Source organism: Candidatus Pseudomonas auctus, from assembly GCF_048654275.1.
GTDB lineage: Bacteria > Pseudomonadota > Gammaproteobacteria > Pseudomonadales > Pseudomonadaceae > Aquipseudomonas > Aquipseudomonas pharyngis.
The window spans coordinates 79,517-93,761 of record NZ_JBJYZK010000010.1; the positions used below are offsets into that span (position 1 = coordinate 79,517).

Genomic DNA, 14,245 nt, shown 5'->3' on the forward strand with positions numbered 1-14,245 from the left:
AAATTTTTCCGTGCGCCGTAAACTTCATCAAGTCCAGCCATCGAACATCTCACGCGTCTACCTACGCCAAACCTAGTTAACACGTAGTCTGATTCTTCTTTATTTGTAGGACTTATCCTAGATTGCTGCTAATACCCTGTCGGTTCATGCGAGTGTTCATGCAACTGAGCTAAGGTTCGCCCTTTATTTGCGCTCGTATGGGATTTGATTATGAACTCCGTTTTTATTGTCGACGATCACCCGGTCATCCGCCTCGCCGTTCGAATGCTGCTGGAGCATGAAGGTTATAAAGTCGTCGGAGAAACCGATAACGGTGTCGATGCCATGCAGATGATTCGCGAATGCATGCCCGACCTGATCGTTCTCGACATCAGCATTCCCAAGCTCGATGGCCTGGAAGTCCTGGCCCGCTTCAACGCCATGAGCTCACCATTCAAGACACTGGTACTGACTGCGCAATGCCCGACCCTGTTCGGCATTCGCTGTATGCAGTCGGGTGCATCGGGTTACGTGTGCAAGCAGGAAGACCTGAGTGAACTGGTCAGTGCGATCAAAGCGGTCCTTTCCGGTTACAACTACTTTCCCAGCCAGGCTTTGAACCCTGTTCGTCATGATGACGTGCGTTATGCCGAGCTGGAACTTTTCAAATCAGTCAATGATCGGGAACTCATGGTTTTGCAACTTTTCGCCCAAGGCCGCACAAACAAGGAAATTGCCAAAGGCATGTTTCTCAGCAACAAAACAGTAAGCACTTATAAAAAACGACTGATGCAAAAACTGAAGGCCAAGTCTCTCGTAGAACTTATCGAAATGGCCAAACGTAACGCACTCGTGTGAGAGCCAACATGCCCAGCCGTTTAGTGAGTCTCCTGATTGCATTGAGTGCATGCCTGGGTTTCTGCACCTCTGCAACAGCCGCATCACCCACCTCGCAAGATTTCACCCTGCTCGGTCGCTCGACCGAACCGACGGTGCAGGCCTTGTTCGATCCATCGCAAGTGGCGTGGCTGCACACTCGCAATGAGCTGGTTCTGGGGACTTCCGCGCCAGACTATCCTCCCTTCGACATGACGGCCAGCGGACAAGACTACGAAGGCTACACGGCGGATTACGCAGTACTGATTGGTCAGGCGACCGGTCTGCCGATCAGGGTCAAACGCTTCGCCACGCGGGAGGTCGCCATACGGGCATTGATCGACGGCCAGATCGACATGCTCGGCACTGCCAACGGATTCGAGGCAGGAAACGCCGAAATAGTACTGTCCAGGCCTTACGCCATCGATCAACCGGTCCTTGTGACACGTGAGGGCGAAACCCGCACGCTGACCGAAGGTCTGGCAGGCCTGCGACTCAGCATGCTGTATCACTACCTGCCGCTGGATGATGTCAAGGCCATGTATCCCAAGGCCCTCATCACCTCTTATCCGTCCTACCAGAACGCAATCAACGCAGTCGCGTTCGACCAGGCGGACGTGTTTCTCGGCGACACCATTTCCACCCACTACATGATCAACAAGGGTTACCTGAACAACATCCGCATGGCCAGTTTCGGCAAGCATGAGGCTCACGGTTTCAGCTTCGCCGTACATCGCAACAATCCACAGCTGCTCGCCATCATCAATACTGCGCTAAAGGCCGTGCCGGGCAGCGAGCGCGAAAATATCGCCAAACGGTGGAGCGTGGGCAGCGACGTACTTCTGACCGACCAGAGGCTGCAACTGACCAAACGTGAAGAGCAGTGGCTGAAAAAACATCCGGTGCTGAGCGTGGTCGTCAACGAGGCTTTCGCGCCCCTGACGTTTTTTGACAGTGACGGCAACTTTCGCGGCATCAGCGCCGACTTGCTGGAACTCATCCGTCTGCGCACCGGACTGCGCTTCGAAATCCGTCGCAGCCGCAGCGACGCCGAAATGGTCAAACAGGTCGAACACCACCAGGCTGACCTGATCGCAGCCTTGCTCCCTACTGCCCAGCGCGAGGAAACCCTGAAGTTCAGTCGTCCCTACCTGGAAAATTCATACGTACTGCTGACCCGAAAAGCCGCCGACAGCCCTACTCACCTGGGTCAACTCAAACGCAAGCGCCTGGCGATTGCTCAGGGCAATCCGATGATCGAATACCTGCGCAGCGAGTTTCCACGCATCCATCTGATCGAAACGCCGGACACCTTCAGTGCAGTGGCGCTGCTCGACGAAGGTCAGGTCGAAGGCGCAGTGAATTCCCTCGTCATCGCAAACTACTTCATTGCCTCGCGAACCTTCGAACATCCCCTGCAGATCACCACCACCATCGGCACCCGGCAGGCAGCGTTCTCTCTGGCGACTGCCCGGGACAACACGGAACTGGGCTCGATCATCGACAAGACGCTGATGAGCATCACACCCGAAGAACTGGGCATCATCAATGGTCGCTGGCGGGGCTACTCAAACATTTCGCAAGGCACCTGGCATCAATACCAGCGTTTCTTCTTTCAGTTGATCGGCGGCGCCTGCCTGCTGTTGTTGCTGTCGTTGCTCTGGAATGCCTACATGCGGCGCCAGATCAAACAACGCAAATCGGCCGAACGGGCCTTGAACGACCAACTGGAGTTCATGGGTTCACTGGTCAACGGGACGCCCCACCCAATCTACGTGCGTGACCGACAGGGCCTGCTGCAAAGCTGCAATGACAGTTATCTTCAGGCCTTCAATGCCCGGCGCGAAGACGTCATCGGCAAAGATGTCATGCAGGGAGCACTGAACAACGCTTTCGAGGCACAGGCGTATCAGGCCGACTATCAGCGGGTAGTGACCGAAGGCAAACCACTGGTGCTCGACCGGCCGTTGCATATAGGCAACCGACGACTGACGATCTATCACTGGATCCTGCCGTACCGGGACTCCAGCGGCGAAGTCCAGGGGATCATCGGCGGCTGGATCGACATCAGCGAACGCCGCGAACTGCTCGATGAACTTCGCGCGGCCAAGGAACGGGCAGACGAAGCCAACCGGGCCAAGAGTACGTTTCTGGCAACCATGAGTCACGAGATCCGCACGCCGATGAACGCAGTGATCGGCATGCTCGAGCTGACGCTCAAACGCATGGATCATACCCACCCGGACCGCTCCGGCATCGAAACGGCCTACCATTCGGCCAGGGATCTGCTGGGCCTGATCGGTGACATTCTGGACATTGCCCGCATCGAATCCGGGCGACTGAGCCTGAATCCCGAGCGAATCAACCTGATCGACACCGTGGGTTCGGTGGTGCGAATCTTCGAAGGGCTCGCCCGGCAGAAACAGCTGTCACTGACAGTGTCCGTCTCGCCTCCTGAACTGAATGTCGATGTGGAACTCGATCCTCTGCGCTTCAAACAGGTGCTGTCGAACCTGATCAGCAATGCGATCAAGTTCACCGAGGCAGGACAGGTCAGAATCACACTGGATGTTCTGCCCACGGATGATAGCGAAGGCTCGATGGTGCAGCTGACCGTACAGGACAGTGGCATCGGGATCACGACGCAGGATCAGTTGCGGTTGTTCGAACCTTTTGCCCAGGCCGGCCAGGATGGGCAACGAACCGTCAGCGGCGCGGGGCTCGGGCTGGTCATCAGCCGCAACCTGTGCGAAATGATGGGTGGAAAACTGCGATTGAGCAGCCTGCCCGGAATTGGCACCCAGGTTCGGGTATCGCTACCGGTGACCATTCTGCCTGCCCAAGTGGCGAGAGCTGAAGATGAACCACAGATTCAGACATCCCTGATTCCGTTGACGGTTCTGGTGGTCGATGACCATCCGGCCAATCGACTGCTGATGTGCCAGCAACTGGAATACCTCGGCCATCGATTCTGTATCGCCGAAGATGGCCAGCGCGGGCTGGAACAATGGAAGAACGGCGAATTCGATCTGGTCATCGCCGATTGCAACATGCCCGTCATGAACGGTTATGAGCTGACCCGGGCGATTCGTCAGCACGAAAAGCTTACCAGTCGCCCGGCCTGCACAGTGCTGGGATTCACCGCCAATGCCCAGCCGGAAGAGATCCTGCGCTGCAAACAGGCAGGCATGAACGAATGCCTGTTCAAACCCCTGAGCCTCAACAGCCTGAGCCAATGGGTCAACGGTGTTCAGCCGCTATTTCGTGCACCGGCGTTCAACTTGCAGGGGCTGGCGCAGCTGACCGGTGACAACCCCTCGCAAACCCACCGACTGCTGGCAGAACTGCTCAACAGCAGTCGCCTCGATCGGCAGGAGTTACAAGCACTGTCCCTCACCCGGGATCCCTCCGCGCTGGCCGTCATCGCACACAAGATCAAAGGTGCCGCACGCATTGCCCAGGCCTCGCGTCTGATCGACTGCTGCGATGCGCTTGAGCAGGCTTGTCTGCAAGCACTGCCGTGGGAAGAAATCGAGCGTCATTGCCAGGCCAGTCGCCTCGCTATCCTGGAACTGGAGCAGGCACTGGAACAGCAACTGGCGCGGATCGCCAAAAGCAAAATGGCCGGGGCTTAACTATGCTTGAAGGCTGAGCAGTGTGCTTAACCTACACGGAGAGTCTGCAATGCCCAGCCCACTGCGCCCGGAAAGACGCCGGTTTCCGCTGCATGTACACATCAGCGTCATGTTCACCTTTCTGCTGTTGCTCACCGGGGTGGTGCTGGGCTTGTTCAACTACCACCAGACCACACACATCATTCTGTCGAGCAGTGAAAAGCTGTTCAGCCGGATCGAACAGGATGTACGTCTCGACCTGCAGGCCACTTATGCACCGATCCGGCACCTGCTGAGCCTGCTGGCAGAGACCCCCGCCGCCGGATCTTTCAACCTCGAATCGCGCATGGCGCTGCTCAAGCCGTTCAGTCAATCCCTGACGAACAACCCGGATCTGGCCTCGCTGTATCTGGGTTATGGCAATGGCGATTTTTTCATGGTTCGTCCGTTGCGCACGTCAGCGCTGAAAACCCTGCTCAAGGCACCGGACGCAGCAGCGTTTCAAGTCTGGAGCATCGAACATGACGCCAGCGGTCAGACACATTCACAGTCACTGTTCTTCGACCAGGCACTGTCCCCGGTCGGCCGACAGGACCACCCCGATGATCCTTATGATCCTCGCAGCCGGGCGTGGTACATCAACGCACGGCAGCAGGCCGAACAGATCACCACCGAACCCTACGTCTTTTTCTCCACCCACAACGTTGGCACGACGCTGGCCCGACGCAGCGGCGAGTACGCCGTGATCGGCGCCGACCTGACCCTTGATGCACTCTCCGCGACCCTGATCAAACACGTGGTGACACCGGCCACGGAAATCGTCCTGTTCGACGCCGACGGCAACGCCGTGGCTTACCCCGACAGCCGCCGGCTGATCGTCGATGACCGCACGGCGCGCCTGGCCAAGGCTGCCGATTTGAGCCCCGCCTTGCACACCTTGTTGTCCGGGCACCAGGGCAATCGGCTCGAAGTAGACGGCCGACAATGGATCGTCGCCCGCAGCCAGCTGCAGGAAGGCGGACCGAAAGGTTTACAGATGGCTTTACTGGTGCCCGAAGACGAACTGCTGGTCGATGCCTATCGCCTGCGCTGGCAAGGAGCGCTCATCACGCTGGCTACCTTGCTGCTATGTCTGCCGCTGGGCTGGCTGATCTCGCGGGTACTGGTGACGCCCTTGCATGCCTTGGTCAAGGAAGCCGATGCAATTCGCAGCTTCGACTTCAATTTCCCGGTGACCCGCCGATCGCTGGTGCTGGAGATTGACCAGTTGAGCCTGTCGATGGCTCGCATGAAAGACACCCTGGCCAGTTTCTTTCGCATCACTGACAGCCTGACCGCCGAAACCCGCTTCGACCCGCTGCTGCAACGGGTACTGTTCGAGACAGTGCAGATCGCCCAGGCCCAGGCGGGGCTGATTTATCTGCGTGAAAACGATGGCAATCGCATGGAGCCCTACGGCCTGGTGGTCGCAGACTCGTCTCAACCGTTGGCGACATTCGATCTGCAAAGCCGCAGTCTAGAAGCCTCGCAAAGCCCCGAATGGTTCCGGCAACTGGCCAACGCCGACACGGTCGTGAGCAACCTGGGTTTCGAACAGGCCACCGACCTGCAGAAAGTGCTGCTGGCCATGGGTTCGCCGAGGGTGCATTTGGTTGGAATCCGTCTGCATAACCGGCACAACGAAACCGTCGGCCTGCTGGTGCTGTTGATCAACGATGGCGGCACGCCGAGTGACCTGGAAAAACTCCGGCCAGATCGCATCGCCTTTCTGCAAGCGGTGTCCGGGGCGGCCGCGGTGAGTATCGAGAGTCAACGCCTGCAAGCCAGACAGAAACAACTGCTGGATGCGTTCATTCAACTGCTGGCCGGCGCCATTGATGCCAAGAGTCCTTATACCGGCGGGCATTGCCAGCGCGTGCCGGAACTGACCCTGATGCTCGCCCGTGCCGCTGCAGCCAGTCAGGCCCCGGCCTTCAGCGATTACCAGCCGAGCGAAGACGAATGGGAAGCCTTGCACATCGCTGCATGGCTGCACGACTGCGGCAAGGTCACGACCCCGGAATACGTGGTCGACAAAGCCACCAAGCTGGAGACCCTGAACGATCGCCTTCACGAAATCCGCACCCGCTTCGAAGTGCTCAAGCGCGACGCCTGGATCAACTATTGGCAAGCCCTGGCGTTGGGCGGTGAAGAACAGCAACTGGCCGGTCTACGCGAGGCCACCCTGAAAGCACTGGATGATGATTTTGCGTTCGTCGCCCGCTGCAATCTGGGCAGTGAAACCATGCTCGAGGTTGACCTGCAACGTCTGCAAGGCATCGCGCAACGCACCTGGACGCGCACGCTGGATGATCGCTTGGGCCTGTCATGGGAGGAGAACCGGCGTCAGGCACGCACCCCGGCACCGACTCTGCCGGTCACCGAACCGCTGCTGGCGGACAAGCCCGAACATCTGCTGGAGCGCGCCGAAAGCGAGCTGATCCCGGAAGACAATCCGTGGGGTTTCAAACTCGACGTGCCGCCCTACAAATACAATCGCGGCGAGCTGTACAACCTCTGCATCCCCCGGGGCACCCTGACCCGCGAAGAACGCTACATCATCAACCACCACATGGTGCAGACAATCCTGATGCTCAGTCACCTGCCCTTCCCCGGACATCTGAACAGCGTCGCGGAAATCGCCGGCGGGCATCACGAAAAAATGGACGGCACCGGTTATCCCAAGCGCCTGAAGCGCGAAGACATGAGCCTGCCGGCGCGCATGATGGCGATTGCCGACATCTTCGAAGCGCTGACCGCCGCCGATCGCCCGTACAAAAAGGCCAAGTCCCTGAGCGAAGCACTGGGGATCATGGCCACCATGTGCCGCGACGCGCACATCGATGCCGAGCTGTTCGAGCTGTTCATTCGCGATGGCGTGTATCTGCAATACGCCACGCGTTTTCTCGATCCACGGCAGATCGATGCCGTGGATCCGGCGGCCGTGCTGCTCAAGGCAGGCCTGACGACGTGATCAGCAATCGGTCAGACGCAGGAAGATCGCCGCCAGTTGTTCGATACCGGCCTGATCGTCCGTACCAAAACGCGCGAGCTTCGGGCTGTCGAGGTCGAGCACACCGATCAGGCGACCGTCCTTGACCAACGGGACCACCAGTTCGCTGTTCGACGCGCTGTCGCAGGCGATATGGCCGGGGAACGCATGAACGTCTTCGACCCGCTGCGTCTGCAGGCTGGCAGCCGCCGCGCCGCAAACGCCCCGACCGAACGGAATGCGCACGCAGGCGATCTGGCCCTGGAACGGGCCGAGCACCAGCTCTTCATTGCGATTGAGGTAGAAACCGGCCCAGTTCAGGTCATCGAGCTGGTTGAACAGGAACGCCGAAAACTGCGCGGCGTTGGCGATGAAATCGCGCTCGTCCGCCAGCAGCGACTCCAGTTGCGCGGCCAACATGCCATAGCCTTCGAGGCCCTGGCCGCTCTGCTGCAAATCAATCATGCCTTGTGCTCCAACAATTTCAGTCCCACCCAATAACGGGCGAATTGGTAGGCGCAACGTCCGTTGCGGTTGCCGCGGCCGGTTGCCCAGCGCACGGCGAGGATGTCCAGTTGTTCGTCGCGTTCCCAGCTCAGGCCGGCCTTGGCGGCCAACTGGCCGATCCAGTGCTCGACGACGTTGAGGAAATGTTCCTGGGTAAACGGATAGAACGACAGCCACAGGCCGAAGCGATCCGACAGCGCGATCTTGTCTTCCACCGCTTCGCTCGGATGCAGTTCGCCATCGACGCGCTTCCAGTTTTCGTTGTCGCTTTCCTTCTCCGGCACCAGATGGCGGCGGTTGGAGGTGGCGTACAACAACACGTTGTCTGGCGCCTGTTCGAGCGAGCCGTCCAGCACACTTTTCAGCACGCGGTAGTCGCCTTCGCCGGACTCGAACGACAGGTCATCGCAGAACAGCACAAAACGTTGCGGCAGCTTGGCGATCTGCTCCACCACCCGTGGCAGGTCCGCCAGGTGATCACGCTCGATTTCGATCAGACGCAAACCGGCCTTGGCGTGTTCAGCCAGCAACGCGCGCACCAGCGACGATTTACCGGTACCGCGCGAACCCCACAGCAGCGCATGGTTGGCCGGCATACCGTCGAGAAATTGCTGAGTGTTGCGGCCCAGTTGCTCCAGCTGCCGGTCGACGCCGATCAGGTCCGACAGGCGCATGTCGAGGCTGACTTCCAGCGGCAGCAGATAACCGCTGCGACCGTCACGTTGCCAGCGAGCGGCAAGGCAGGTGCCCCAATCGATGACCGGGCGTGGCGCCGGCAGCAGTGGTTCGATCCGCGCCAGAACCGACTCGGCGCGCTCAAGAAAAGCATTCAATCGGGAATCCACGTCTTCTCCTCGGGCTCGTTCACAGTAATGATGGCGGTGCAGCGACGACAGACAGCGTTCGAAACCTGTCCCAGGCCTTGTTACAAGGCGCTTCGGGAACCCCGGAATCCGTGCATGATCGACTATGCTTGAGCAGCGAAGGGAAACGGAAGTGGTTCAACACCCCATGGATATCAAATTCACCCACCGGCTGTCGTACAAACAGGCCCGGCTTACCGTGCTGGTCGGGTTCATTCTGGGCACGCTGCTCAGCCTGCTGCAAATCGGCATCGATTATGCCAGTGAAGACGCGTCCATCAACCGTGAAATCCTGTCGTTGCTGGAAATCAGTCATAACCCGGCCTCGCGCATCGCCTACAACATCGACGCCGAACTGGCGCAAGAACTGACCCTGGGCCTGCTGCGCTCGCCAGCGATCATCTCGGCGCAACTGACCGACAACAATCAGACGGTGCTGGCCAACGTCAAACGGCCGGAGCTGCAAAGCGGCTACCGGATGATCAGCGACTTCCTGTTCGGCGCCAAACGTCAGTTTGAAGACCGCCTCTATCTCGATCACTTGCCCAACGAATCCCTAGGCACCCTGAAACTGGAAGTCGACACCTACGCGTTCGGCAGCCGCTTCCTGCGCCGTGCCGAGGTCACGTTGCTCAACGGCTTCGCCCGCAGCCTGATTCTCACCGGAATTCTGCTCGCGCTGTTCTATGTGATGCTGACCAAACCGCTGGTACGGGTAATCCGCGAACTCAGCGGTCGCGACCCGCGCAGCGCCGAGCCGACCACCCTGGAATGTCCAGCCGGGCATGCCAATGACGAGATCGGCGTGCTGGTCAAGGTCGCCAACCAGCAGTTCGAGAACATCGCCACGGAAATCCAGCAGCGACGCAATGCGGAAAACCGCCTCACTGAATACCTCGCACAACTCGAAGACATCGTGTCGGCGCGTACCGCAGAGCTCAAGGCGATCAATGCACGACTCAGCCAGTCCAACCAGGAGCTTGAAGTGGCTCGCAGTACGGCGCTGGACATGGCCGAGGCACGCTCGGCATTTCTCGCCAACATGAGCCACGAGATCCGCACTCCGCTCAACGGCCTGCTGGGGATGATCGCCCTCTCGCTCGACGGCCCGCTGAATGCCGAACAGCAGCAGCAACTGTCCATCGCCCACGACTCGGGCAAAGTGCTGGTGGAGCTGCTCAACGACATTCTCGACCTGTCCAAATTCGATGCAGGGCAACTTGAACTCGAACACATTCCCTTCGATCTCGGTTCACTGATCGAAGACACCGCCAACCTGCTGTCACAAAACGCGGCACCGAGCGTCGAGCTGACATGCCTGATCGATCCATACTTTCCGGCGCTGGTGCTCGGCGATCCGACCCGGGTCAGGCAGATCGTCAGCAACCTGCTGTCCAATGCGCTGAAATTCACCCGCTTCGGTCGGGTCGATGTGCGTCTGTCCACCTGGAAGGACGGCGTTCGAATCGAAGTCTGCGACACCGGCATCGGTATCGCCCAGGAAGCCCAGGTGAAGATTTTCCAGCCGTTCACCCAGGCGGGGGCCGGCATCACTCGTCAGTACGGCGGCACCGGGCTCGGTCTGGCGCTGACCTACAACCTGTGCGAAGCCATGCAGGGACGTCTGACGATCAGTTCCGAAGTGGGTTTCGGCAGCCAGTTCTGCGCCGAACTGCCACTGCCCTGCCACACCCGCGCGGTGATTCCGCCACCGTTGCACGGCAAGGTGCTGGCGATCACCAACGCGGTCAGCGGGCTGGCGGAACTGCTGGAAAGCCTGCTGCCGGTCTGGGGGCTGACCTACGAGCAGCGAACCCTCGACGATCCGCTGCTCGGTCTGTCCCCCGACGTCATCATCACCGATTGCCCCGAATGCCTGTTCGGCCTGCGCCCGGTGATGACGGCGCCGATTCTGCTGGTGACCGCCTACGGCAGCTTCTTGCCGGGTGAAGAAGCCGCGGCCCTCGCCCCGTTGCAGCAGCAGGCCCGACCGCTGGCTCGCAACGCGCTGTATCAGAATCTGCGTCGGACGCTGTTGCCGGACCTCACCACCATCGACCGTGCACGCCTTGAGAGCGTGCCGTCGCAGCGGCGCGGTCGGGTGCTGCTGGTGGAAGACAACCCGGTCAACCAGTTGGTGGCCAAGGGCATGCTGGGCAAACTGGGGTGCGATGTCGTGGTTGCCGCCCATGGAGTGGAGGCACTGGATCAGCTGGAACACGACGAGTTCGATCTGGTGCTGATGGACTGCAACATGCCAGTGATGGACGGCTACGAAGCCAGCCGCCAGATCCGCCAGAGCGGTCGCTGGCCGCACTTGCCGATTGTCGCCCTGACCGCCAACGCGATGTCCGAGGAACGGGAGCGCTGCCGGGCGGCGGGCATGAGCGACTACCTGGCCAAGCCGTTTCGCCGTGAAGAGCTGGCGGCGCTGCTGGATCAGTGGATACCAACTACGACAACGCTTTGATCTGGCCCAGCAGGTGATCGAGTCCCTCACGCAACTCGTTGAGCCGGTCCAGATCCAGCCCGCTCTCGCACAACAGCTGCGCCTTCAATGGCCCGACCTGTTCACGCAGCGCCTGCCCTTGTGGAGTAAGGCTCAGATGAACCTCGCGCTCGTCACGGGCCGAGCGTTGACGCTGAACCAGTTCAAGTTGCTCCAGACGCTTGAGCAGCGGCGTCAGCGTTCCTGAGTCCAGTGCCAACCGCTCACCCAGCGCCTTGACGGTCGGTTGCTCCGGCGCGGTTTGCTGCCATTCCCACAACACCAGCATCGCCAGGTATTGCGGGTAGGTCAGGCCAAGCCGATCAAGCATCGGCTTGTAGCCACGGATCACCGCCCGCGATGCGGCATACAACTTGAAGCACAGTTGGCTGTCGAGCCTCAGCGAATCGGCGGACAGGTTGTTCATTTGAGCAGGGCTTCGATCTCGCGGCTCAAATCCTGCGGCTTGGTGGCCGGGGCGAAACGCTTGACCAACTGGCCGTCCTTGCCGATCAGGAATTTGGTGAAGTTCCACTTGATGCCCTGGGAGCCCAGCACGCCCGGCGCGCGTTTCTTCAATTGCACAAACAGCGGGTGCGCACCGGTCCCATTGACTTCGATCTTCTTGAACAGCGGGAAGCTGACGCCGTAGTTCAGTTCGCAGAACTCGCTGATGGCGCCCTCGTTGCCCGGCTCCTGCTTGCCGAACTGGTTGCACGGGAAGCCCAGCACCACCAGGCCCTGATCCTTGTAGGTCTGCCACAGCTCCTCAAGGCCTTTGTACTGCGGCGTGAAACCGCATTTGCTGGCGGTATTGACCACCAGAACCGCCTTGCCGGCGAAATCGGCGAGGGTCTTCTGCTCGCCCTTGATGGTGGTGCACGGAATGTTCAGCAGGTTATCGCTCATGGTGCGCACTCTTGAGAAATGGGTAGACGGCAAAAATAGCGAGCAATTGAATTGTGTGCAATTTAATTATCCGAAAGGCGACCCGAGGATCGCCCGTATCGGTTACTCGCGCGGCACCAGGTCCAGGCACACCGAGTTGATGCAGTAACGCAGGCCGGTCGGCGGCGGACCGTCCGGGAACACGTGGCCAAGGTGTGCATCGCACTTGGCGCATTTCACTTCGGTGCGGATCATGCCGTGGCTGGTGTCACGGATTTCGGTCATCGCGTTGTCGCCGATCGGCGCGTAGAAGCTTGGCCATCCGCAACCGGAGTCGAATTTGGTCCTGGAGTCGAACAGCGGCTCATTGCAGCAGATGCAGTGGTAGACGCCATCGGTCTTGGTGGCGTTGTACTTGCCGGAGAACGGCCGCTCGGTGGCGCTCAGGCGGCACACGTTGAACTGCTCGGGGTCGAGCATCGCCCGCCATTCTTCCAGGGTCTTTTCAATCTTTTCCATCATCACACCTCAGCGGCTGAAAAAGCCCGATCTGTACCTTTTCCACGGATCGGGCGGCACGTATGATTGCGCCTCGTCACACGCCAGTCTGGCAGCGGGTTCCTGCGCATTCAAACGGATTGTTGGAAACCGCCGCTCAAGACACTTGCCTGTGTGAAGACGCAGGATTCCCAGCACGGTTGTCCACCCGCCGCCTGGATCGTTCATTTTCGGGATCACATCGCCATGCAGTTCAGCAAATCGAACAAGCTCGCCAACGTCTGCTACGACATTCGCGGCCCGGTGCTCAAGCACGCCAAACGCCTGGAAGAGGAAGGCCATCGCATCCTCAAGCTGAACATCGGCAACCCGGCACCCTTTGGTTTCGAGGCGCCGGACGAAATTCTCCAGGATGTGATCCGCAACCTGCCGACCGCCCAGGGCTACAGCGATTCCAAAGGCCTGTTCAGCGCGCGCAAGGCGGTGATGCAGTACTACCAGCAGAAGCAGGTCGAAGGTGTCGGCATCGAAGACATCTACCTGGGCAACGGCGTGTCCGAGCTGATCGTAATGTCGTTGCAAGCGCTGCTCAACAACGGTGACGAAGTGCTGGTGCCGGCGCCGGACTACCCGCTGTGGACCGCTGCCGTGAGCCTGGCCGGTGGTAACGCGGTGCATTACCTGTGCGACGAAGGCGCCGACTGGTTCCCGGACCTGGCCGACATCAAGGCGAAAATCACCCCGAACACCAAGGCGATGGTGATCATCAACCCGAACAACCCGACTGGCGCGGTGTATTCGAAGGAAGTGCTGCTGGGCATGCTCGAGCTGGCCCGTCAGCACAACCTGGTGGTGTTCTCCGACGAGATCTACGACAAGATCCTCTACGACGACGCCGTGCACATCTGCACCGCATCCCTGGCCCCGGATCTGCTGTGCCTGACCTTCAACGGTCTGTCCAAATCATATCGCGTGGCCGGTTTCCGCTCCGGTTGGATCGCCATCTCCGGGCCGAAACACAACGCTCACAGCTACATCGAAGGCATCGACATGCTGGCCAATATGCGCCTGTGCGCCAACGTGCCAAGCCAGCATGCGATCCAGACCGCCTTGGGCGGCTATCAGAGCATCAACGATCTGGTACTGCCGCAAGGCCGTTTGCTGGAGCAACGTAACCGCACCTGGGAGTTGCTCAACGACATCCCCGGCGTGAGCTGCGTGAAGCCGATGGGCGCGCTGTACGCATTCCCGAAGATTGACCCGAAAGTCTGCCCGATCCATAACGACGAAAAATTCGTGCTCGATCTGCTGCTCTCCGAGAAGCTGCTGGTGGTGCAAGGTACGGCGTTCAATTGGCCGTGGCCTGACCACTTCCGTGTGGTGACCCTGCCGCGGGTCGATGACCTGGACATGGCCATCGGTCGCATCGGCAACTTCCTCAAGTCCTACCGCCAGTAACCGGCGCTCGGTGCGCAACGGCCCGAACGTTGCGCACTGTCTG

At 59.7% G+C, this 14,245-nt stretch carries 10 protein-coding genes; 5 read left to right on the forward strand and 5 right to left on the reverse strand.

The annotated features are described in order from the left end of the window. Positions 1-210 precede the first annotated feature (210 nt). Genes ACKUG4_RS18965 through ACKUG4_RS18975 form a run of 3 tightly spaced genes read left to right on the forward strand, consistent with a single transcriptional unit; the run spans position 211 to position 7,482 of the window. Complete coding sequence (locus ACKUG4_RS18965) at positions 211-837, forward strand: response regulator transcription factor (RefSeq protein WP_064598296.1); 627 nt, start codon at positions 211-213, stop codon at positions 835-837. Between the two features lie 8 nt (positions 838-845). Then, a complete protein-coding gene (locus ACKUG4_RS18970; protein ID WP_236189889.1) occupies positions 846-4,490 on the forward strand; it encodes a transporter substrate-binding domain-containing protein in 3,645 nt (1,214 codons plus the stop codon). A 49-nt stretch (positions 4,491-4,539) separates the two neighbouring features. After that, positions 4,540-7,482 (forward strand): HD domain-containing phosphohydrolase, encoded by a 2,943-nt coding sequence (locus ACKUG4_RS18975; protein WP_445434611.1) that lies wholly within the window; start codon positions 4,540-4,542, stop codon positions 7,480-7,482. On the opposite strand, the gene msrC is transcribed toward ACKUG4_RS18975, so the two are convergent. Further along, complete coding sequence (gene msrC, locus ACKUG4_RS18980) at positions 7,483-7,965, reverse strand: free L-methionine (R)-S-oxide reductase MsrC (protein ID WP_039770434.1); 483 nt, start codon at positions 7,963-7,965, stop codon at positions 7,483-7,485. Next, positions 7,962-8,852, reverse strand: a complete 891-nt coding sequence (locus ACKUG4_RS18985) for an ATP-binding protein (protein WP_007955716.1) — start codon at positions 8,850-8,852, stop codon at positions 7,962-7,964. The genes msrC and ACKUG4_RS18985 overlap by 4 nt, the downstream gene beginning before the upstream one ends. A gap of 124 nt (positions 8,853-8,976) precedes the next feature. On the opposite strand from ACKUG4_RS18985, the gene ACKUG4_RS18990 reads away from it, so the two are divergent. Then, positions 8,977-11,340, forward strand: a complete 2,364-nt coding sequence (locus ACKUG4_RS18990) for a hybrid sensor histidine kinase/response regulator (protein ID WP_373874476.1) — start codon at positions 8,977-8,979, stop codon at positions 11,338-11,340. Here the strand turns inward: ACKUG4_RS18990 and ACKUG4_RS18995 are convergent. The 3 genes from ACKUG4_RS18995 to msrB form a co-directional block, all read right to left on the reverse strand. Then, complete coding sequence (locus ACKUG4_RS18995) at positions 11,324-11,785, reverse strand: MarR family winged helix-turn-helix transcriptional regulator (protein ID WP_064598306.1); 462 nt, start codon at positions 11,783-11,785, stop codon at positions 11,324-11,326. The genes ACKUG4_RS18990 and ACKUG4_RS18995 overlap by 17 nt on opposite strands. Continuing rightward, positions 11,782-12,267, reverse strand: coding sequence for a glutathione peroxidase (locus ACKUG4_RS19000; protein WP_011335290.1), 486 nt, complete (start codon positions 12,265-12,267; stop codon positions 11,782-11,784). The genes ACKUG4_RS18995 and ACKUG4_RS19000 overlap by 4 nt, the downstream gene beginning before the upstream one ends. 102 nt (positions 12,268-12,369) lie before the next feature. Continuing rightward, positions 12,370-12,765 carry a peptide-methionine (R)-S-oxide reductase MsrB gene (gene msrB / locus ACKUG4_RS19005; RefSeq protein ID WP_064598308.1) on the reverse strand — a complete coding sequence of 132 codons (396 nt, stop codon included), beginning with the start codon at positions 12,763-12,765 and terminating at the stop codon, positions 12,370-12,372. A 225-nt stretch (positions 12,766-12,990) separates the two neighbouring features. Here msrB and ACKUG4_RS19010 point away from each other — a divergent pair, with 225 nt between their 5' ends. Beyond that, on the forward strand, positions 12,991-14,202 hold the full coding sequence (locus ACKUG4_RS19010; RefSeq protein WP_007955711.1) for a pyridoxal phosphate-dependent aminotransferase: 1,212 nt from the start codon (positions 12,991-12,993) through the stop codon (positions 14,200-14,202). Positions 14,203-14,245 lie beyond the last annotated feature (43 nt).

Bases quoted from the DNA above. Each gene is read 5' to 3' on its own strand.
- ACKUG4_RS18965 (WP_064598296.1), top strand. From the start codon at position 211: ATGAACTCCGTTTTTATTGTCGACGATCACCCGGTCATCCGCCTCGCC.
- ACKUG4_RS18970 (WP_236189889.1), top strand. From the start codon at position 846: ATGCCCAGCCGTTTAGTGAGTCTCCTGATTGCATTGAGTGCATGCCTG.
- ACKUG4_RS18975 (WP_445434611.1), top strand. From the start codon at position 4,540: ATGCCCAGCCCACTGCGCCCGGAAAGACGCCGGTTTCCGCTGCATGTA.
- msrC (WP_039770434.1), bottom strand. From the start codon at position 7,965: ATGATTGATTTGCAGCAGAGCGGCCAGGGCCTCGAAGGCTATGGCATG.
- ACKUG4_RS18990 (WP_373874476.1), top strand. From the start codon at position 8,977: ATGCTTGAGCAGCGAAGGGAAACGGAAGTGGTTCAACACCCCATGGAT.
- ACKUG4_RS18995 (WP_064598306.1), bottom strand. From the start codon at position 11,785: ATGAACAACCTGTCCGCCGATTCGCTGAGGCTCGACAGCCAACTGTGC.
- ACKUG4_RS19000 (WP_011335290.1), bottom strand. From the start codon at position 12,267: ATGAGCGATAACCTGCTGAACATTCCGTGCACCACCATCAAGGGCGAG.
- msrB (WP_064598308.1), bottom strand. From the start codon at position 12,765: ATGGAAAAGATTGAAAAGACCCTGGAAGAATGGCGGGCGATGCTCGAC.
- ACKUG4_RS19010 (WP_007955711.1), top strand. From the start codon at position 12,991: ATGCAGTTCAGCAAATCGAACAAGCTCGCCAACGTCTGCTACGACATT.